Raw genomic sequence first — 19331 nt, 5'->3', positions numbered from 1 at the left:
TTCATTGGCTGATACACCGCTATCGGGGGCAGGCCCCCTCCCACATTGGATCTGCGCTGGTTCCGAGCGGCTTTTTCCAACCGGAACAAGCTGTTACTGTACCGATCATAAAGCCCAAGCCGCCTGGATCGGATCTCTGACTTGAAGCGTCCCCTCCTTCTACTAATAAGTCTGGCCTTGAGCTTTGGTGCGAACGCGACGATTACCGAAAGCCACGGTTACACGCAGTTCGGCACGCTCAAGTACCCGGCCAAATTCACCCACTTCGACTGGGTAAACCCTGCAGCGCCGAAAGGCGGGACCTTGCGGGTCATGGCATTTGGCACCTTCGATACGCTCAACCCCTACACCTTCAAGGGCTCAAGCCCGGTTTCCACGCCCAATTTCCTGCAATACGGCGTCAACGAGCTGAACGAGCCGTTGATGGTCGGCACCGGCCAGTACGCGCCGTCCGGCGATGAGCCGACGTCCAGCTACGGGTTGATCGCCCAGTCGGTGGAATACAGCGAGGACCGCAGCTGGGTGGTGTTCAACCTGCGCCCCGAAGCACGCTTTCACGATGGCAAGCCGATTACGGCCTATGACGTGGCGTTTTCCTATCGCACCCTGCTGACCGAAGGCCACCCGCAATACCGCACCAACCTGCAGGAAGTGGCGCGGGTCGACATCCTCAACCGCCATCGCATCCGTTTTGTCTTCAAGCGCGCCGGCAACCCGTTGCTGATCTTGCGCCTGGGCGAGCTGCCGGTGTTGCCCCAGCATTACTGGAAAGACCGCGACTTCAAGGCCACCACTTTCGAGCCGCCCCTGGGTAGCGGGCCCTACCGCATCAGCAAGGTCACCCCGGGCCGGCAACTGGTGTTCGAGCGGGTCAAGGACTACTGGGGCAAGGACCTGCCGGTCAACCAGGGCTTCTATAACTACAACAAGGTCGAGGTGGAGTTCTACCGCGACAGCGACGTGGCGTTCGAAGCCTTCAAGGCCGGCGAGTTCGATATCTATATCGAGCACCAGGCCAAAAACTGGGCCAATGGCTACAACTTCCCGGCGGTCAACCGTGGCGACGTGATCAAGGCGCAGATCGCCCACCAGATCCCGACCCAGAGCCAGGGCCTGTTCATGAACAGCCGCCGGCCGACCTTCAGCCAGACCAAGGTGCGCGAAGCCCTGGGGTTGATGTTCGACTTCGAATGGACCAACCGCACCCTGTTCAGCAGCGCCTATAAACGTACCTTGAGCTACTACCCCAACAGCGAATTTTCGGCGACCGGCGTACCCACCGGGCACGAATGGCTGATGCTCTCGCCGTATCGCGATCAACTGCCCGCCAACCTGTTCACCCAGCCGTTCAGCCTGCCCCAGACCGACGGGCGCGGCATCCCCCGCGACACCATGCGCCGTGCCCTGGGCCTGTTGGGCGACGCCGGTTGGAAGTTGTCGGGCCAACGCCTGCTGAACAAGGATGGGCAACCGCTGCGCTTCGAGATCCTGCTGGTCAACCCGAACCTGGAGCGCATCCTGCAGCCCTACGTCGAGAACCTGATCAGCATCGGCATCGACGCGCGCCTGCGTACCGTCGACCGCGCGCAGTACAAACAGCGCCTGGATCAGTTCGACTTCGACATTATCCTGATCACCCTCAACCAGACCTTGAGCCCCGGCCTTGAGCAGTGGCAGTACTTCCACTCCAGCCAGGCCGCGATCAAGGGCAGCAAGAACTACGCAGGCATCAACAACCCCGTCGTCGATCACCTGCTGGAACAACTGCTGGCCGCGCAGACCCGCGAAGAGCAACTGGCCGCCGGCCGCGCCCTCGACCGGGTGCTGCTGTGGCAGCACTACAGCATTCCCAACTGGTACCTCAACTATCATCGCCTGGCGTACCGCAACCGGTTCGCCTTTGTCACCACGCCGCCCTACAGCCTGGGCCTGAGCGCATGGTGGCTGAAAGCTTCGGAGAAAGCCCAATGATGTGTTTGCGCCAAGCACTGATCGCCAGCCTGTTGCTGTGTTCCGCGGCCCAGGCCGCGCCGCAACATGCGTTGACGCTGTACAACGAACCGCCGAAATACCCCGCCGACTTCAAGCACTTCGACTACGTCAATCCGAAGGCCCCCAAGGGCGGGACTTTCCGCGAATCGAGCATGGGCGGCTTCGACAGCCTCAACCCGTTTATCAGCAAGGGCGTGCCGGCCGACAACGTCAGCCTGATCTACGACACCCTGGCCATGCAAAGCCTGGATGAACCGATCACCGAATACGGGCTGGTCGCCGGCAAGATCGAAAAGGCCCCGGACAACAGCTGGGTACGCTTCTACCTGCGCCCCGAGGCGCGTTTCCATGACGGCCACCCGATCCGTGCCGAAGACGTGGTGTTCACCTTCCAGGAACTGATCAAGGAAGGCTCGCCGATCTACCGCACCTATTACGCCGACGTCGACGAAGTGGTCGCCGAAGACCCTTTGCGGGTGCTGTTCAAGTTCAAACGCACCAATAACCGCGAATTACCGTTGATCCTCGGGCAACTGCCGGTATTGCCCAAGCACTGGTGGGCCACGCGGGACTTTGCCAAGGGCAACCTCGAAGTGCCGCTGGGCAGCGGACCGTACAAGGTCGCCGAGGTCAAGGCCGGGCGCATGATCCGCTATGAGCGGGTCAAGGATTACTGGGCCAAGGACTTGCCGATCACCCAGGGTTTCTACAACTTCGACAACCGCATCACCGACTACTACCGCGACAGCACCGTGTCGCTGGAAGCCTTGAAGGCCGGGCAGTTCGACTATTGGCTGGAGTTCAGCGCGAAGAACTGGGCCAACGCCTACAACATTCCTGCGGTTGCCGAAGGCCGGCTGATCAAGGAAGAAATCCCCAACGGCAACCCCACCGGCATGCAGGGTTTCGTGTTCAACACGCGCAAGCAAATGTTCCAGGATGTGCGCGTGCGCAAGGCCATCAGCCTGTTGCTGGATTTCGAGTGGAGCAACAAACAGCTGTTCAACGGTGCCTACACGCGCACCCGCAGTTACTTCGAAAACTCGGAAATGGCCGCCACCGGCCTGCCCGGCCCGGATGAGCTGAAGATCCTCGAACCGCTGCGCGACAAGATCCCCGCCGAGGTCTTCACCCAGGCCTTTGCACCGGCCAAAACCGACGGCAGCGGCATGATCCGCACCCAACAACGCGAGGCCTACCAACTGTTGCAGGAGGCCGGCTGGCGCATCGTCGACGACAAAATGGTCGATACCACCGGCAAGCCGGTAACCATCGAGTTCCTGCTGGCCCAGACCGAATTCGAACGCATCCTGCTGCCCTTCAAGCGCAACCTGGCCGACCTCGGCATCGACCTGGTAATCCGCCGGGTCGACGTCTCGCAGTTCGTCAACCGCCTGCGTTCGCGCGACTTCGACATGCTGGTGGGCAGCTTCCCGCAATCCACCTCGCCGGGTAACGAGCAGCGCGAATTCTGGAAGTCCTCCAGCGCCGACAAACCCGGCAGCCGCAACTACATGGGGCTCAAGGACCCGGCCGTGGACCAACTGGTGGAAGAGTTGATCGACGCCGACTCGCGCCAAAGCCTGGTGGCGCATGCCAAGGCCCTGGACCGGGTGCTGCAATTTGGCTACTACGTGATCCCCAACTGGCACATCAAGACCTTCCGCGTGGCGTACTGGGACCATCTCGGCCACCCGAAAACCCCGCCGCGCTATGACGTCGGCACCGCCACCTGGTGGGCCAAGCCAGACGCCAAGCCGGCGGTCCCACTCGATACCACCCAGACCGCCGATCCGGCGAGCGGAGGCGATTAAATGCTGGCCTATATTGTTCGCCGCCTGTTGCTGATCATCCCCACGCTGTTCGGCATCCTGCTGATCAACTTCATCATCATCCAGGCCGCCCCCGGTGGTCCGGTGGAACAGATGATCGCCAAGCTCGAAGGCTTTGAAGGCGCCACCAGCCGCATTGCCGGCGGCGGTGCCGAGGTGTCGGTGGCCGGCTCCAGCAGCTACCGTGGCGCCCAGGGCCTGGACCCGGCGCTGATCAAGGAAATCGAGAAGATGTACGGCTTCGACAAATCGGCGCCGGAACGCTTGTGGATCATGGTCAAGAACTACGCCCGCCTGGACTTTGGCGACAGCTTCTTCCGCGACGCCAAGGTCATCGACCTGATCAAGGAAAAGATGCCGGTGTCCATCTCCCTCGGGTTATGGAGCACGCTGATCATGTACCTGGTGTCGATCCCACTGGGGATCGCCAAGGCCACCCGGCACGGCAGCCATTTTGATGTGTGGACCAGTTCGGCGATCATCGTCGGCTATGCAATCCCGGCGTTCCTGTTTGCGATCCTGCTGATCGTGGTGTTTGCCGGGGGCAGTTATTTCGACTGGTTCCCCTTGCGCGGGCTGACCTCCAACAACTTCGATGAACTGAGCTGGGGCGGCAAGATCCTCGACTACTTCTGGCACCTGGCGCTGCCGATCACCGCGCTGGTGATCGGCAACTTCGCGACCATGACCCTGCTGACCAAAAACAGCTTTCTCGACGAGATCAACAAGCAGTACGTGGTCACCGCCAAGGCCAAGGGCCTGACCAACCACCGCGTGCTCTACGGCCATGTATTCCGCAATGCGATGCTGCTGGTGATCGCCGGTTTCCCCTCAGCGTTCATTGGGATTTTCTTCACCGGCTCGCTGCTGGTGGAAGTGATCTTCTCCCTCGACGGCCTGGGCCTGATGAGTTTTGAAGCGGCGATCAACCGTGACTATCCGGTAGTCTTCGGCACCCTGTTTATCTTCACCCTGCTGGGGCTGATCGTGAAACTGATCGGCGACCTCACCTACACCCTGGTCGATCCGCGTATCGACTTCGCCAGCCGGGAGCATTGAGATGAACCTGTCCCCCCTCAATCGCCGTCGGTTCGAGCGTTTCAAGGCCAACAAGCGTGGCTGGTGGTCGCTGTGGCTGTTCCTGATCCTGTTCGGGCTCAGCCTGGGCGCGGAGCTGATCGCCAACGACAAACCGCTGGCCGTGCATTACGACGGCGACTGGTATTTCCCGGCGCTCAAGCGCTACCCGGAGACCACCTTTGGCGGCGAATTCCCGCTGGAGGCCAACTACAAGAGCCCGTATATCCAAGAGTTGCTCAAGGCCAAGGACGCCTGGACGCTGTGGGCGCCGATTCCGTTCAGCTACCAGAGCATCAACTACGACCTGAAAGTGCCGGCCCCTGCGCCGCCGTCCAGCGTCAACCTGCTGGGCACCGATGACCAGGGCCGCGATGTGCTCGCGCGGGTGATCTATGGCTTTCGCGTGTCGGTGCTATTTGCCCTGACCCTCACCGTGCTCAGCTCGATCATCGGCGTGATCGCCGGTGCCTTGCAGGGTTTCTATGGCGGCTGGGTCGACCTGGCCGGGCAACGCTTCCTGGAGATCTGGTCCGGGTTGCCGGTGCTGTACCTGTTGATCATCCTCGCCAGCTTCGTGCAGCCCAACTTCTGGTGGCTGCTGGGGATCATGCTGTTGTTCTCGTGGATGAGCCTGGTGGACGTGGTGCGCGCCGAGTTCCTGCGCGGGCGTAACCTGGAGTACGTGCGCGCGGCACGGGCGCTGGGCATGCAGAACGGCGCGATCATGTTCCGCCACATTCTGCCCAACGCCATGGTCTCGACCATGACGTTCATGCCGTTCATTCTCACCGGCGCCATCGGCACCCTCACCGCCCTGGACTTCCTTGGCTTCGGCCTGCCCGCCGGTTCGCCGTCCCTCGGTGAGCTGGTGGCCCAAGGCAAATCCAACCTGCAGGCGCCATGGCTGGGCATGAGTGCCTTCGCCGTGCTGGCGATCATGTTGAGTTTGCTGGTGTTTATCGGCGAGTCCGCTCGCGATGCCTTCGACCCGAGGAAATGAGATGAATCAGGACAATCTGATCGAAATCCGCGACCTCAGTGTCGAGTTCGTCACTGGCGAACACCAGCACCGCGTGGTCAACAACATCAGCTTCGATATCAAGCGCGGTGAAACCATCGCGCTGGTGGGTGAAAGCGGCTCCGGCAAATCGGTGACGGCCCATTCCATCCTGCGCCTGCTGCCCTACCCGCTGGCGCGGCACCCGAGCGGCACCATCGAATATGCCGGGCAAGACCTGCTGACCCTCAAGGAAAAAACCCTGCGGCATATTCGCGGCAACCGCATCGCGATGATCTTCCAGGAGCCGATGACCTCGTTGAACCCGCTGCACTCCATCGAAAAGCAGATCAATGAAGTGCTCGGCCTGCACAAAGGGCTCACCGGCAAGGTTGCCACCCAGCGCACCCTGGAGCTGCTGGAACTGGTGGGCATCCCCGAACCGCACAAACGCCTCAAGGCCCTGCCCCATGAGCTGTCCGGTGGCCAACGCCAGCGCGTGATGATCGCCATGGCCCTGGCCAACGAGCCGGAGTTGCTGATTGCGGATGAGCCAACCACCGCCCTCGACGTGACGGTGCAGTTGAAGATTCTGGAGCTGCTCAAGGAGCTGCAGGCGCGTTTGGGCATGGCACTGCTGCTGATCAGCCATGACCTCAACCTGGTGCGCCGCATCGCCCATCGGGTGTGCGTGATGCAGCAGGGTTGCATCGTTGAACAGGCCGAGTGCGAGACGCTGTTCCAGTCGCCCCAGCACCCTTATACCCAGGAATTGCTGGCGGCGGAGCCCAGCGGTGGGCCGGCCGGCAACGCGGTGGGGCCGCCGTTGCTGGAAGTCGATGACTTGAAGGTGTGGTTCCCGATCAAGAAGGGCTTTTTGCGCAACACCGTGGATTACGTCAAGGCGGTGGATGGCATCAATTTCAGCCTGCCCCAGGGCCAGACCCTGGGCATCGTCGGCGAAAGCGGCTCGGGGAAATCTACCCTGGGCCTGGCGATTCTGCGTTTGATCGCCAGCAAGGGTGGGATTCGCTTCGAGGGCCAGCAGTTGGACAAGCTGACCCAGCAGCAAGTACGCCCGCTGCGCCGGGAAATGCAGGTGGTGTTCCAGGACCCCTTCGGCAGCTTGAGCCCGCGCATGTGCGTCAGCGAGATCGTCGGCGAAGGCCTGCGCATTCACAAGATGGGCACCCCGGCCGAACAGGAAGCGGCGATTATTGCCGCGCTCAAGGAAGTCGGCCTGGACCCGGAATCACGCCATCGCTACCCCCACGAGTTCTCCGGCGGCCAGCGCCAACGCATCGCCATCGCCCGCGCGCTGGTGCTCAAGCCACGGCTGATCCTGCTCGACGAACCGACCTCCGCGCTGGACCGCACGGTGCAACGCCAGGTGGTGGAGTTGCTGCGCAGCCTGCAGGCCAAGTACAACCTCACCTACCTGTTTATCAGCCATGACCTGGCGGTGGTGAAGGCCTTGAGTCACCAGTTGATGGTGGTCAAGCACGGCCAGGTGGTGGAGCAAGGCGATGCCAAGGCGATTTTTGCTGACCCGCAGCATGCTTATACGCGGCAGTTGCTGGAGGCGGCGTTCTTGGTCCCCGCCTGACCTAACACGGTCAACAGGTGGGAGAGGGCTCGCCCCTCCCACCCTTGGCTCTGCCCGCTCAAGCCTGCCTGGGAGTAAACCAATATCATTTGCGCGGACCCTTTCCCTTTGCTTTAATCGCGACCAATTCTTATTTACGCCAATTCTTTTGCGCGGGATGGCTATTGTGTCGACCTCTTTCACCCACCTCTACGGCACCCACCACAGCTGGCTGCTCGGCCTGCTGCGCCGGCGCCTGAATGACCGCTGGGATGCCGCCGACCTGGCCCACGACACCTTTATCCGAACCCTCACCCGGCCCCCGATCGACACCGACCAAGTACGCCAACGTTCCTACCTCGCCACCATTGCCCGCGGCCTGTGCATCGACCACTGGCGCCGCCGGCAGTTGGAAAAAGCCTGGCTCGAGAGCCTGGCCCTGCGCCCACAGGACGTGCAACCGTCGCCGGAACAGCGCGCCATCATCGTCGAAACCCTCTACGAAGTAGACGCCATGCTCGCCCGCTTGCCCAAAAAGGTCAGCGAGGCCTTCCTGCTGGCCCAACTGCACGGCATGCCCTACAAAGAGGTCGCCGCGCAACTGGGCGTGGGTGAACGCATGGTCAAGAAGTACATGGCCCAGGCCCTGCTTCACTGCGCAATCCTGGAAGCCGAACTCGACGGGATGCTGGTGCAATGAAGCCGTCGGGCCAGCTCAGCCATGCCAGCCTGGAACAGGCCGCGCACTGGTACGTGCGCCTGCAGGATCAAGGCAGCGCCCAGGAGCAGCAACGCTGGCAGGCCTGGCTCGCGCAGAACCCCGACCACCTGGCCGCCTGGCAGTATGTGGAGCGAGTCAGCCAGCGTTTCGCGCCGTTGATGGAGCACACCCACGGCGCCGGCCGTGCCTTGCGCAGTTCGCGGCGCCAGACCCTCAAGACGTTGCTGGTGCTGTGCACCGGGTCGACGCTGGCCTGGGGCAGTTGGCGCCACACCGCCCTGCCCCGGCTGGTGGGCGGCTGGAGCGCCGACTACGCCACCGCCAGCGGCGAAACCCGCGACGCGCTGCTGGCCGATGGCAGCCACGTATGGCTTAACGCCCTGAGCGCGCTGGACGTGCGTTTTGATGCCGCGCAACGTTTGCTGCACCTGCGTTTTGGCGAAGTACTGATCGACACGGCCAAGGATGCCAGTCGCCCATTCCTGGTGGACACCGACCACGGCCGCCTGCAGGCCCTGGGGACCCGCTTCAGCGTGGTGCACGAAGACGAGCGCACGCGTCTCAATGTGTTTGAAGGCCGGGTACAGGTCAGTACGCGCAACCAGCAAGTGCGCATCATCGAGACAGGTCAACAAGTGGTGTTCACCGGCGACGGCTTCAAACCGACCGCCCCGGCCTCTCCCGCCCGCGAAGCCTGGAGCCGTGGCGTGCTGTTGGCCGACAACCTGCCGCTGGGCCAACTGGTGGCCGAACTGAACCGCTATCGCCCCGGCCACCTGGGCTGTGACCCGGGCGTGGCGCAACTGCCGGTGATGGGTTCCTTCCCGCTGATGGACAGCGACCACGCCTTGCACCTGCTGCAAGCCGCGCTGCCGATTCGGGTGGATCGGTTGATGCCCTGGTGGGTCACCGTAGGCCCGCGCTAAAAAACTTCCAGCCGCCGGTTCCCTTTTTCAACACTCGTTCGGTTAACCCTGCAGACGCTTTTATTTCGCCGATCGATTTGATCCAAAGGGAAACTTCATGCCGCAACCTGCTCGCTTCGCGCTGCGCCCACTCGCGCTGGCCACCTCGCTGTTTTGCCTCGGCGCACCTACGGCGCAGGCTGCCGAGGCACCTTCGACCCAGGAAACCAGCCGCAGCTACCACATTGCCGCCGGCTCCCTGGTCAGCGTGCTGAACAGCTTTGCCGAACAGTCAGGGGTGTTCATTGCCGGGCATAACAGCCTCGCCGCCGGCAAAACCAGCCCCGGCCTGAATGGAAACTACACCCCGGCCGGCGGCTTGCAGCGCCTGTTGCAGGGCAGCGGCCTGCAGGCCCAGCCCCAAGGCAACAACGGCTACGTACTGGAACTCATCCCGGCCAACACCGGCGCCCTGGAGCTGGGAGCCACCACCATTTCCGGCCAGGACCTGGGCGCCACCACCGAAGACACCCATTCCTACACGACGGGCTCCATGGCCTCGGCCACCGGCCTGCCGCTGTCGATGCGCGAAACCCCACAATCGGTCACCGTGATCACCCGCCAGCAGATGGACGACCAGGGCTCCAATAGCATCGCCGACACCCTGCGCCGCGCGCCCGGCGTCAGCGTGCAGAATTACGACAGCGAGCGTTGGGAGTTTTCCAGCCGTGGCCTGCCCATCACCAACTTCCAGTACGACGGTGTGAACTCCACCTACGACGGCGTGTACGACTACGGCACCACCAGCACCGACATGGCGGTATACGATCACCTGGAAATCATCAAGGGCTCGGCGGGCCTGTTGAGCGGCTCCGGCGACCCGTCGGCCACGGTCAACCTGATCCGCAAAAAGCCCACCAAGGACTTCAAGGCCTCGGTCACCCAGACCTTCGGCTCATGGGACAACTACCGCACCGAGGGTGATATCTCCGGCCCCTTGACCGAGTCGGGGAATGTGCGCGGGCGCTTTGTCGGCGTGTACCAGGACCGCCAGTCGTACCTGGACCACTACCAGAACACCAAGGATATTGCCTACGGCATCCTCGAAGCCGACCTGACACCCGACACCCTGCTGACCTTCGGCATCGACCAGCAGAACACCCGCTCACGCGGCGCCAGCTGGACCGGTTTCCCGATGTACTTCAGTGACGGCTCGCGCACGCATTTCTCGCGTTCGTTCAACCCGGCCGCCGACTGGAGCCGTCGCGACTTCCAGAACCAGACACTCTTCGTCTCGCTCAAGCAAACACTCGCGAATGACTGGTCGCTCAAGGTCAGCCTCGACCGCAAGCGCAGCCAACATGACACCCTGCTGGGCTCCGCCAGTGGCGGCAACCCGGACCCGGTCAGCGGCGAAGGCATGTACATGTTCATGGGTAAATACAAGGGCGACCAGGTGCAGAACACCCTGGATGTCAACATCAGCGGGCCGTTCAGCCTGTTCGGCCGCGAGCATGAATTGATCATGGGCTTTATGGCCACCCGCTCGAAGCAGGACGTGCCGGTGTACGGCTCGATCTACCCTGGCGTGGGCGGCAGCATCTTCGACTGGCAGGGCGAATACGCCAAGCCGGACATCCCCCGCACCGGCCAGAACGACATCGTGCAACGCCAGACGGGGGCCTACCTGGCCACGCGTCTGAAACCCACCGATGACCTGTCGGTGATCCTCGGCGCGCGGGTGAGTACTTTCAGCGGCTCCGACACTACCGATTTCTACGACCCGACCACCACCGACAATCGCACCACCTATCACCAAAGTGGGGTGGTCACGCCTTACGCCGGAATCGTCTACGACCTCAATGACACCTGGTCGGTCTACACCAGTTACACCCAGATCTACCAACCCCAAACCAGCAAGGACGCCGACCGCAAGCTGCTTGACCCGGTCGAAGGCCAAACCTATGAGGCCGGGCTCAAGGCCGCGTTCTACGATGGGCGCCTGAATGCCAGTGTTGCCGCGTTCCGCATCGAACAGGACAACGTGGCCGAGTATGTCTCGGGCTTCGAAACCGACTCGGTGTATCGCCCCATCGCTGGCGCCACCACCAAAGGCTTTGAGGCCGAACTGTCGGGCGAAGTGCTGGACGGTTGGAACCTGTCGGCCGGCTACACCTACCAACACACCCGTGACGCCGATGATGGCTACGTGTACAGCTCCGTACTGAAAACCACCACGCCGCAGCAGGTGGTGCGTCTGTTCACCTCCTATCGCCTGCCGGGTGCACTGGAGAACGTCACCGTGGGTGGCGGGGTGAACTGGCAGAGCGAATTCTTCGCCAATGTGTTCCAGCCCGACCCGAACGACACGGTCAACTTCGGCAACGACGCGCGTATCACCCAGGACAGCTACTACCTGGTGGACCTGATGGCGCGCTACCGCTTCAACGATCACCTGAGCACCACGCTCAACGTGAAAAACCTGTTCGATAAAAAGTACTACACCGGCCTGAACAACTTCAGCACCGGGTTCTACGGCGAACCCCGCAGCCTGCAGTTGGCGACCAGATGGGACTTCTAAGCTGACGGGCGTGGCGCTGTGTGCAATGATCGTCCCTCGTTCTGCCAAGGGATGGACCCACCGCCATGTCAATGCACAACACCGCATCCCCCTCGCCGCGCTTCTGGCGCGACGAGCGCCTGCCGTTCATTGAAGCGCGCACCATCGAAGACGGGCGCAAGGTCACTTACACCCGGCATGCCCACGAGCATTTTTCCATCGGTGCAATCACCGCCGGACGCAGCTATTACCACTACGGCGCCGAGACCTTCCAGATCGGCGCCGGCACTGTGGTGTTGATGAACCCCGGCGATGTGCATGCCTGTAACCCCATCGAAAACGAGCATTGGTCCTACCACATGCTCTACCTCGATACGCCGTGGCTGACCGACTTGCAGTACCAACTGGGCTTCAGCACCGACCAGGGTTACCGCCCGTTCAACACGCCCTACACCCAGGACAAGGCGCTCTACAGCGGCTTGCTGGCGTTGTACCGGTTACTGGTGGATGAGCAGGCCGATCTGCTGCAGAAACAGAGCGCGCTGGTGCTTTACTTCAGCGAGGTCCAGCAGCGCCTGAACCCATCGCCGACCCCGCCGCGTGAGGTCAACCACAAGCTTGAGCGCGCCGCCGACTACATCCGCGAACACTGCACCGAGGCCCTGAAGCTGGAGGATATCTGCCTGGCCGCCGAGCTATCGCCGTCGTATCTGATTCGCGCATTCAAGCGGTATTGCGGGCTGACGCCGCATGCCTTCCTGGTCAACCAGCGCATCCAGTTTGCCCGCAGCCAATTGCGCAATGGCGAGTTGATCGCGGATGTGGCCCTGGCCGCCGGCTTTGCCGACCAGGCGCATTTCCAGCGTGCCTTCAAGCTGCATTTTGCCGCCACGCCCGGGCAATACCGTGACCGGCTCAAGCCATCAGCAAATAACCCACACTGGCCACCAGCAACGCGGCCATTGAACGGTTGAACAGCCGCACGCCTTGAGGGTTGCCCAGGTAACGGCGCAGAAAGGTGCCGGCGTAGGCCCAACACGCCACCGACAGGTAGCAGATCACCAGGTAGAGGCCTGCAAACAGCCATACCTGCCCGGCGTCGCCATCGGCTACAAACAAGCCCATCCCCGCCACGCAAGCCAGCCAGGCCTTGGGGTTGAGCCACTGCATGATCGCGCCGTAGAGCATCGACGGTGCCGTGGCCGTGCCCTCGGCGTCCAGGCGGCCGTCGTCGACGGCCAGTTTCCAGGCCATGTAGAGTAAAAAAGCCACCCCGCCCCACTGGATCAACTGGGTCAATAGCGGCCAGCGCAGCAGCACTTCATGCAAGCCCAGGCCGATCAGCACCAGCAGCAAGGTGAAGCCGACGGCGGCGCCGAACACGTGTTTCTGGCTGGCGACAAAGCCGAAGCGCGCACCTGAACTCAGCGCCACCACATTCACCGGTCCCGGCGTAATGGACGTGGCCAAGGCGAAGGCGGCCATGGAAATGATCAAGCTCATTGCAGTTCCTTTTTATGATGCTGCGTAAAGAGGCTTGAACGGTATAAGACCCATCCAAAACGGTATTGAACAAAATCACCCTGGGCCCACAAACCTGGCTGGCGCCGGTGCTAGAGTTCACGACCAACTGTTCGATTGATCACTGCAAAAAGGAATCGCCATGTCACGTCGCCTCTTGGCAGTTGCCTGCCTGATGCTGTCCTTCACTGCGGCCCAGGCCGCTGAACGCTGGGAAACCCTGCCACCGACGCCTGCCCCGGTGGCTGGCGCAAAAACCGGCTACGCCGCCGTCAACGGCATCAAGGTCTACTACACCCAAACCGGCCATGGCTCGCCGGTGGTGCTGCTGCATGGCGGGTTGTCCAACTCCGACTACTGGGGCAACCAGGTCAAGGCCTTGTCGGCCAAGCACACGGTGATCACCCTCGACAGCCGTGGCCACGGGCGCAGTTCGCGCAACGAAAAACCCTACGGCTACGACCTGATGGCCGATGACGTGGTGGCCGTGCTCGACAGCCTGAAAATCCCCCGCGCCGATATTGTCGGCTGGAGCGACGGCGCCATCATCGGCATCGACCTGGCCCTGCGTCACCCGGACCGTATCGGCAAGGTTTTCGCCTTCGCCGCCAACACCCAGACCGCCGGCGTGAAGGACGCCGTGGAAAAAAATCCGACCTTCGCCGCCTTTATCGAACGCGCCGGCAAGGAGTACGCCAAGCTGTCGCCGACGCCCAAGGAGTACGACGCGTTTGTGGAGCAGATCAGCCATATGTGGGCCAGCCAACCGAACTGGACGGATGCGCAACTGGCGAGCATCAAGACGCCGATCCTGATTGCCGATGGCGACCATGACGAAGCGATCAAGCGCGAGCACACCGAGTACATGGCCGCGACGATTCCCGGTGCCGGCCTGCTGATTTTGCCCAACACCAGCCACTTTGCCTTCCTGCAAGACCCGGCGTTGTTCAATGCCGCCGTATTGGGCTTCCTCGATAGCAAATAGACCCTGTACCCTGTCGGCGCGCCGCTATGGCGCGCCTTCAGTTTCCAGCCAGGTCAGGATGCCAATGCCCAACCCGATTCCACGCCGGCGCGACGCCGTCGTCACCCGCGACGCCATTTTGTTGTCCGCGCGCAAAGCGTTTGCCCAGGCGGGCTATGACGCCGCCGGGCTGAGTGAAATCGCGGCGGGTGCGGGGGTGACCGTGATGTTGATCAACCGCTACTTCGACTCCAAGGAGCAGCTGTTCACCGAAGTGATCGCCAAGACCCTGGCCAAAACCGATCCGCAGGTAGTGATCGACTTGCTCAAGCCGCTGCTCCATCAAGGGGGGGACGGCGCTCCCGGCCCTACTTGACGAACAATTCGCGGTCCCGCGCCTTCACATGGCCGGGGCGGTAATAGGCGTCGAACCAGGGTTTTTCCCCCGGCGCCGGCGGTTTGGCCAGGCGCAGGGTTTGCAGCGCGCCGGGTTGGCTGGCGTTGACGCGAAAGTGGAAATGGTCGAACAGGCGCAACGCCTCGATGGCATACACCACGGCGATCTTGCGGTCTTCGATACGGATCAGGTGGTCGCCGTTGTTCTTCTCCCCGCCCCCGGCCAGGTTGGATGAGCCGGTGTACACCGTAGGGTTGGCGCCGTTGAAATCGGTGACGACAAACTTGTTGTGCACCATGTTCCCGGCATTGCCCGACCACTCGGCCTTGAACGGCGCCGGTGCGTTGCTGGCCAGGTAGGCGAACGGCAGCAACCCCACCGAGCCGTCCGGCTTGCGCACTGCCAGCTTGCCGGCGCGCTGCGCCACACCGTAGGAGAACAATGCGCGTTGCATCAACTCATCCAGTGCGGTGCGCACTTTGCCGTTGATCAGGTTGAGGAACACGATCGAGTACAACACGGAACTGGTGGCCTGCTCGATGCTGGTCGCGATGGGGTCCAGGGACAGCGCGCTGTCGGCATGCGGCGCAAAGCACAGCGACACCTTGGAGCCGGGCTCGTCGCGCACCACCCACCATTGCTGCGAAAGCGGATTTTTGCGAAACGCCGCGGGCGCGGTCCAGTAGGCGTCGAACACTTCGCCGAATTTACCGGCCACGCTTTCATCGTCAAACAGCAGCACGTTATTGGCCTGGATATACAGACCGCGCAGGGCAAAGTTGGTGGAGCCGCCCAGCACCCGGATCGCCTTGCCGTCACGGCGCACGATCAACACTTTGTTGTGCTGCTGGCTGGAGAAATGCAGGCGCTTGACCTGCGCGCCGGCGGCGCTCAAGCGCGCGGCACTGAGGCTTTCGCAACTGTCGGCGACGCCCTGCTCGCCATGGTCGTCGATGATCGTGCGCAGGCGTGGGCCGAGCTGCTCCAGGCGGCGCAGAATATCGGGTTCCTTGCTTTCGTAGATCAACGCATCAAGGGTCAGCCCGGGGTCGCTGGCGACTTGCTCCAGCACCTGCAAAATCAATTGCCGCGCCTCGAAACCCAGCCAATGGTAGTTGCGTTCAAAGGGCGCCATGTCCAGGTCCAGGTAGGCCCTGGGGGCTGAGCGCGCTGGCGGCAGGATGCGCGTTTCATTGTCGAAGCGATCGCCGTAGGCCTGGGACGACGCAAAGCCACGAGTAAAGCCGATATTCACAAAGCCACTGATGGTTTGCGCTTCGAGGGACACCTGCGCCTCCACGCTGACGCCCTTGCGCAGCGTGCCATCGACCTGCATATAGCAGGCAGTGACACGGTAACGGAACAGCCCCGGCAGGATCTCGCTGGGCACATGGATCCAGCGGAATTTCTGGAACGGCGCCTCGGTGGAGGGAAAGGTACGCGGCCGCTCTGGCGTGGGTGGGTAGTCAAAGTGCAGGCGGTTGTGCAGTACGCCCCAGTGGTCGGCACCGGGGTAGCGCACCTCGATGCTGAAGCCGACGAAATCGGCGGTGGCCAGGTCCGGCGCAAGGTCAAATGCCAGCAAGGCGGCCCCCTCTCCGCGATACAGCTTGAAGGTCAGCCCTTGAAACGTGGTCTTGCTCTCGAAATCGGCGCTCAAGCGATATCCCTTCTGCCGGCAGGCGGTGTGTTGAGTCTAGCGCCTGCGCCGCATCAAGCCACTGGTGCTTGCGTCACGATAGCTTCGATACCTAGCAGACGGCTGTGTTCGGCCGAGGATTTTGACCAGCGCTATCGCCTGGCGATGCTGCCTTAGCGCTGGGCCGGGATGCGGATTTCACCGGCGCGGCATTGGCTTTTCACACTGCGCGGGCAGCCGGTAAACGCCAGGTCCTTGGTCAGGCATACACGCACCTCCGACAGCACTTGGCCTTTGCAGATCACCGCCAGGCCATGGTTGCCCATACGCGGGTTGCTTTGGCGAAATAACGCCTCGATCTCGCTGGCCGGCAACGATGGCGGCGTGTTGAACGGCTGCAATTGCGTCGGGATGGCAACCACGCCCAGCGCCGTGTCGGTTTTCTCCAGATAAGCCAGCGGCTCAAGCCCCGTGCAGGTGCCGTGCTTGGCCCACTCATGCTTGAGCAGTGAGCGCGTCGGGAACAGCGCCGCGCCTTTGTCCAGTTCTTCGCGAGACAAGCGCGACTGCGGCGCACACGACGCCGGCCACCCGCCCTTCGCGTATTGCGGCCACAAGCCGTGCAACACAAAGCCGTAGCCCTTGCCTGAACACTGCTCGTTGTCCGGGTGCGTCAGGCAAAACGTTGGCGACCACGACAGCGACAACAGGTAAAAATCAAATTCCCCTGGTGTGCCCTGGCTACGTGGGGCCGCCATTGCGCTGGTGGCCAGCGCCAGCCACATCACCATCCAGTATTTCATCCGGCTACTTTCCTTGAACTGACTACGCAGGCAGGTTGGGGTTACGTTGCAGCACCTTGTCGAGGATGCGATCGGTCTTCAGCGCCTCGATCGCCAGTGAAGGATGCTCGGCCTCACCGCGAATATGCGCGTTCATGGCCAACACATGATGCCACTGGATATGCGTGTGGCACGGCACTTCCAGCACTTCGTCGGTGTCGGCTTCCAGGCGCAACGGTTGGTCTTCGAACACCGAAAACTGGATGCGCCCGTGGCTGCCGATCAGCTCGACCCGATCTTCCCGACGGTCCGCGACAAAATTCCAGCAGCCCATGCCCAGCGCGCCCGAACTGAAGGTCCAGCAGGCCGTCACCGCGTCTTCAGCCGCATACTTCCCGGCCTGGCGCGCGGTAAAACCCGACACTTCGACAATATCCCCGGCCAGGTACTGGAACAGGTCAAAACCATGGCTGGCGAGGTCGGCAAAGTAGCCACCGCCGGCGATGGCCGGGTCGGTGCGCCAATTGGCGGCGCTGGCATCCTCGGCGGCCGGTGGTTTGCACAGGGTCCAGGTGAGGTGGCGCAACTTGCCGATGCGCCCGGCCTGCAGCCACTCGCGCACTTGCTGGAAGCGCGGCAGCGAGCGCCGGTAATAGGAGACAAACAGGTGCAGCCCGGCGCGTTCGAAGGTGCGCTGCATCAGCGCGCTCTGCTCGGCATTCAGCGACATGGGCTTCTCGACGCAGCAATGCTTGCCGGCGGCCGCCACCATCAGGCTGTATTCCAGGTGGCTGGCGGGCGGTGTCGCGATGTACACCGCGTCCACCTCGGGGTCGTTGATCAGCGCCTGGGCGTCGGTATAGAAACGCGCGATGCCGTGGCGCGCCGCATAATCGCGCACGGCTTCCTCGCGGCGCCCCATCACGGCCACCAGGGCCGAGCCTGGCGCTTTGTAGAAAGCGGGTCCACTCTTCAATTCAGTGACACTGCCACAACCGATCATGCCCCAGCGTACGGTGCTCATCTGTTTTCCTCGTACATTTTGGTCAGTCGGGCAGTATCCACATCCCCACTCCATCGCGCCACACCCACTTAGCATGACAATTGCATTACACTTTTATGACAATCATCCCGCTGCGGGGGCACAGACGATGAAAATACGCGCAACGGTCATTTGCGAACACGAGGGGCATATCCTCTTCGTGCGCAAGGCCAGGTCAAAATGGGCATTGCCAGGCGGCAAGGTCGAACGCGACGAGCGCCCGGTCGGCGCGGCCGAACGCGAGCTGGAAGAAGAAACCGGGTTGAACGTGGACGGCATGCTCTACTTGCAGGAGCTCAAGGCGCGCGACACCGTGCACCATGTGTTCGAGGCCTCGGTGGTGAATATTGCCGATGCACGGCCTTGCAACGAGATCGTCGATTGCCGCTGGCATGCCTACGGCGCCGTAGACGAACTGGACACCACCGACGCCACCCGCCACATCGTCAAATCCTTTCTACGGCGCCTGTAACTGCGCGCTCTGCCCACTTTCGACCAACCCGCGTTTTACCAAGCCATTCTCTTTCTGCCGTTCGACAAAGGACCTGACGAACGCGGCAGCGGCTGCATGTGCCACCGGAACCGCCATGGCTTGGCGGATCGTCATGAAGTCATCGTCGACCAGGCGCCATTGCCCGGTGACTCGCGTGTGCAAAAAGTCCCGCACCCCTGCCGCGGCGTCCAGGCCCTGCTCGATAAACCAGTCCACCGCCGCTGCCGACGTCGGCGCGCGCACCAGCTCGGCGTGTTGCACCGTGCGGCTCAGGTACAGGTCATAGGCGGCGCCCTGGCCCACGGCAATGCGCTTGCCGGGCGCGTCCAGTTGCGCCACCTGGGTCAGCGGCGAATCCGCCGGCACCAGGTAGGTGCCCTTGATCGCCACGTAGGGCGCGCTGAAGGCAATCTCCTGCTCGCGTACCGGCTCAATCGCCAGGAACGCCACACGCCAAACGTCTTCAGCCAGCGCGGAAAACACCTTGCCTGCCGCCTCGAAGGTGACCAACTCCAGCGCCACACCCAACTCCTGCGCCAGCGCCGTGGCCAACACCACGGAAACACCCTCGGGCTGCCCACCCGCACCGCGTTGCGCGAGCACCGGGTTGCCGAAGTTGATGGCCGCGCGCAGCACACCCTCCGGGGCGAGTTGTTGCAGTACCTGAGGGTCAATCATCGAGCGCTCCTTGACGGGTCCGTTGCACGGTCTTGCGGATCAAAAACGGCAATACGCCGCCGTGCATAAGGTACCCAAGCTGTTGTAGCGAGTCGAGGCGCAGGGCGCATGCAGTGAGCTCCGCCCCCTGTGGCGAGGAAGCT

17 protein-coding genes are annotated in these 19331 nt (G+C 62.5%); 12 read left to right on the top strand and 5 right to left on the bottom strand.

The genetic code is table 11. The annotated features are described in order from the left end of the window. Positions 1 to 141 precede the first annotated feature (141 nt). The 9 genes from CXQ82_RS12535 to CXQ82_RS12495 all read left to right on the top strand — a co-directional run bounded on the left by CXQ82_RS12535 (position 142) and on the right by CXQ82_RS12495 (position 12646). Positions 142 to 1971, top strand: coding sequence for an extracellular solute-binding protein (locus CXQ82_RS12535; RefSeq protein WP_101269339.1), 1830 nt, complete (start codon positions 142 to 144; stop codon positions 1969 to 1971). After that, positions 1968 to 3806, top strand: coding sequence for an extracellular solute-binding protein (locus CXQ82_RS12530; protein ID WP_101269337.1), 1839 nt, complete (start codon positions 1968 to 1970; stop codon positions 3804 to 3806). Before CXQ82_RS12535 ends, CXQ82_RS12530 begins: the two co-directional genes overlap by 4 nt. Beyond that, positions 3807 to 4883: a microcin C ABC transporter permease YejB gene (locus CXQ82_RS12525; protein ID WP_101269335.1), complete on the top strand. Its 1077-nt coding sequence runs from the start codon at positions 3807 to 3809 to the stop codon at positions 4881 to 4883. A gap of 1 nt (position 4884) precedes the next feature. Continuing rightward, the gene (locus CXQ82_RS12520) at positions 4885 to 5904 is read left to right on the top strand and encodes an ABC transporter permease (RefSeq protein WP_053134921.1); all 1020 of its coding nucleotides are present in this window, start codon (positions 4885 to 4887) and stop codon (positions 5902 to 5904) included. Position 5905: 1 nt separating this feature from the next. Continuing rightward, entirely contained in the window at positions 5906 to 7507 is a 1602-nt protein-coding gene (locus CXQ82_RS12515; RefSeq protein WP_101269333.1) for an ABC transporter ATP-binding protein, read from the top strand. 157 nt (positions 7508 to 7664) lie between these two features. Then, a complete protein-coding gene (locus CXQ82_RS12510; protein WP_101269332.1) occupies positions 7665 to 8186 on the top strand; it encodes a sigma-70 family RNA polymerase sigma factor in 522 nt (173 codons plus the stop codon). Then, positions 8183 to 9133, top strand: coding sequence for a FecR domain-containing protein (locus tag CXQ82_RS12505; RefSeq protein ID WP_101269330.1), 951 nt, complete (start codon positions 8183 to 8185; stop codon positions 9131 to 9133). Before CXQ82_RS12510 ends, CXQ82_RS12505 begins: the two co-directional genes overlap by 4 nt. Before the next feature lie 97 nt (positions 9134 to 9230). After that, complete coding sequence (locus CXQ82_RS12500) at positions 9231 to 11693, top strand: TonB-dependent receptor (RefSeq protein WP_101269328.1); 2463 nt, start codon at positions 9231 to 9233, stop codon at positions 11691 to 11693. A gap of 65 nt (positions 11694 to 11758) precedes the next feature. Then, the gene (locus tag CXQ82_RS12495) at positions 11759 to 12646 is read left to right on the top strand and encodes an AraC family transcriptional regulator (RefSeq protein WP_101269326.1); all 888 of its coding nucleotides are present in this window, start codon (positions 11759 to 11761) and stop codon (positions 12644 to 12646) included. On the opposite strand, the gene CXQ82_RS12490 is transcribed toward CXQ82_RS12495, so the two are convergent. Next, positions 12588 to 13175, bottom strand: coding sequence for a LysE family translocator (locus CXQ82_RS12490; RefSeq protein ID WP_101269324.1), 588 nt, complete (start codon positions 13173 to 13175; stop codon positions 12588 to 12590). The two genes, CXQ82_RS12495 and CXQ82_RS12490, sit on opposite strands and share 59 nt — an antisense overlap. A gap of 160 nt (positions 13176 to 13335) precedes the next feature. Here CXQ82_RS12490 and CXQ82_RS12485 point away from each other — a divergent pair, with 160 nt between their 5' ends. After that, positions 13336 to 14178: an alpha/beta fold hydrolase gene (locus CXQ82_RS12485; RefSeq protein ID WP_101269321.1), complete on the top strand. Its 843-nt coding sequence runs from the start codon at positions 13336 to 13338 to the stop codon at positions 14176 to 14178. Positions 14179 to 14242: 64 nt separating this feature from the next. After that, the gene (locus CXQ82_RS12480; protein ID WP_101269319.1) at positions 14243 to 14533 is read left to right on the top strand and encodes a TetR/AcrR family transcriptional regulator; all 291 of its coding nucleotides are present in this window, start codon (positions 14243 to 14245) and stop codon (positions 14531 to 14533) included. Here CXQ82_RS12480 and CXQ82_RS12475 read toward each other — a convergent pair. From CXQ82_RS12475 to CXQ82_RS12465, 3 genes are all read right to left on the bottom strand, one after another. Beyond that, positions 14526 to 16214: a phospholipase D-like domain-containing protein gene (locus tag CXQ82_RS12475; RefSeq protein WP_101269316.1), complete on the bottom strand. Its 1689-nt coding sequence runs from the start codon at positions 16212 to 16214 to the stop codon at positions 14526 to 14528. The genes CXQ82_RS12480 and CXQ82_RS12475 overlap by 8 nt on opposite strands. Before the next feature lie 152 nt (positions 16215 to 16366). Continuing rightward, entirely contained in the window at positions 16367 to 16996 is a 630-nt protein-coding gene (locus tag CXQ82_RS12470) for a ribonuclease T2 (RefSeq protein WP_101269314.1), read from the bottom strand. Positions 16997 to 17018: 22 nt separating this feature from the next. Then, entirely contained in the window at positions 17019 to 17999 is a 981-nt protein-coding gene (locus CXQ82_RS12465) for a Gfo/Idh/MocA family protein (protein WP_101269312.1), read from the bottom strand. 127 nt (positions 18000 to 18126) lie between these two features. On the opposite strand from CXQ82_RS12465, the gene CXQ82_RS12460 reads away from it, so the two are divergent. Next, complete coding sequence (locus tag CXQ82_RS12460; protein WP_101269310.1) at positions 18127 to 18489, top strand: NUDIX hydrolase; 363 nt, start codon at positions 18127 to 18129, stop codon at positions 18487 to 18489. On the opposite strand, the gene CXQ82_RS12455 is transcribed toward CXQ82_RS12460, so the two are convergent. Then, complete coding sequence (locus tag CXQ82_RS12455; protein ID WP_101269308.1) at positions 18475 to 19188, bottom strand: transporter substrate-binding domain-containing protein; 714 nt, start codon at positions 19186 to 19188, stop codon at positions 18475 to 18477. The two genes, CXQ82_RS12460 and CXQ82_RS12455, sit on opposite strands and share 15 nt — an antisense overlap. Between the last annotated feature and the right edge of the window lie 143 nt (positions 19189 to 19331).

This window comes from Pseudomonas sp. S09G 359 (genome assembly GCF_002843605.1).
Lineage (GTDB): Bacteria > Pseudomonadota > Gammaproteobacteria > Pseudomonadales > Pseudomonadaceae > Aquipseudomonas.
Note: the sequence above shows the minus strand (reverse complement) of the source record. Positions and strands in the feature narration are given on the sequence as shown.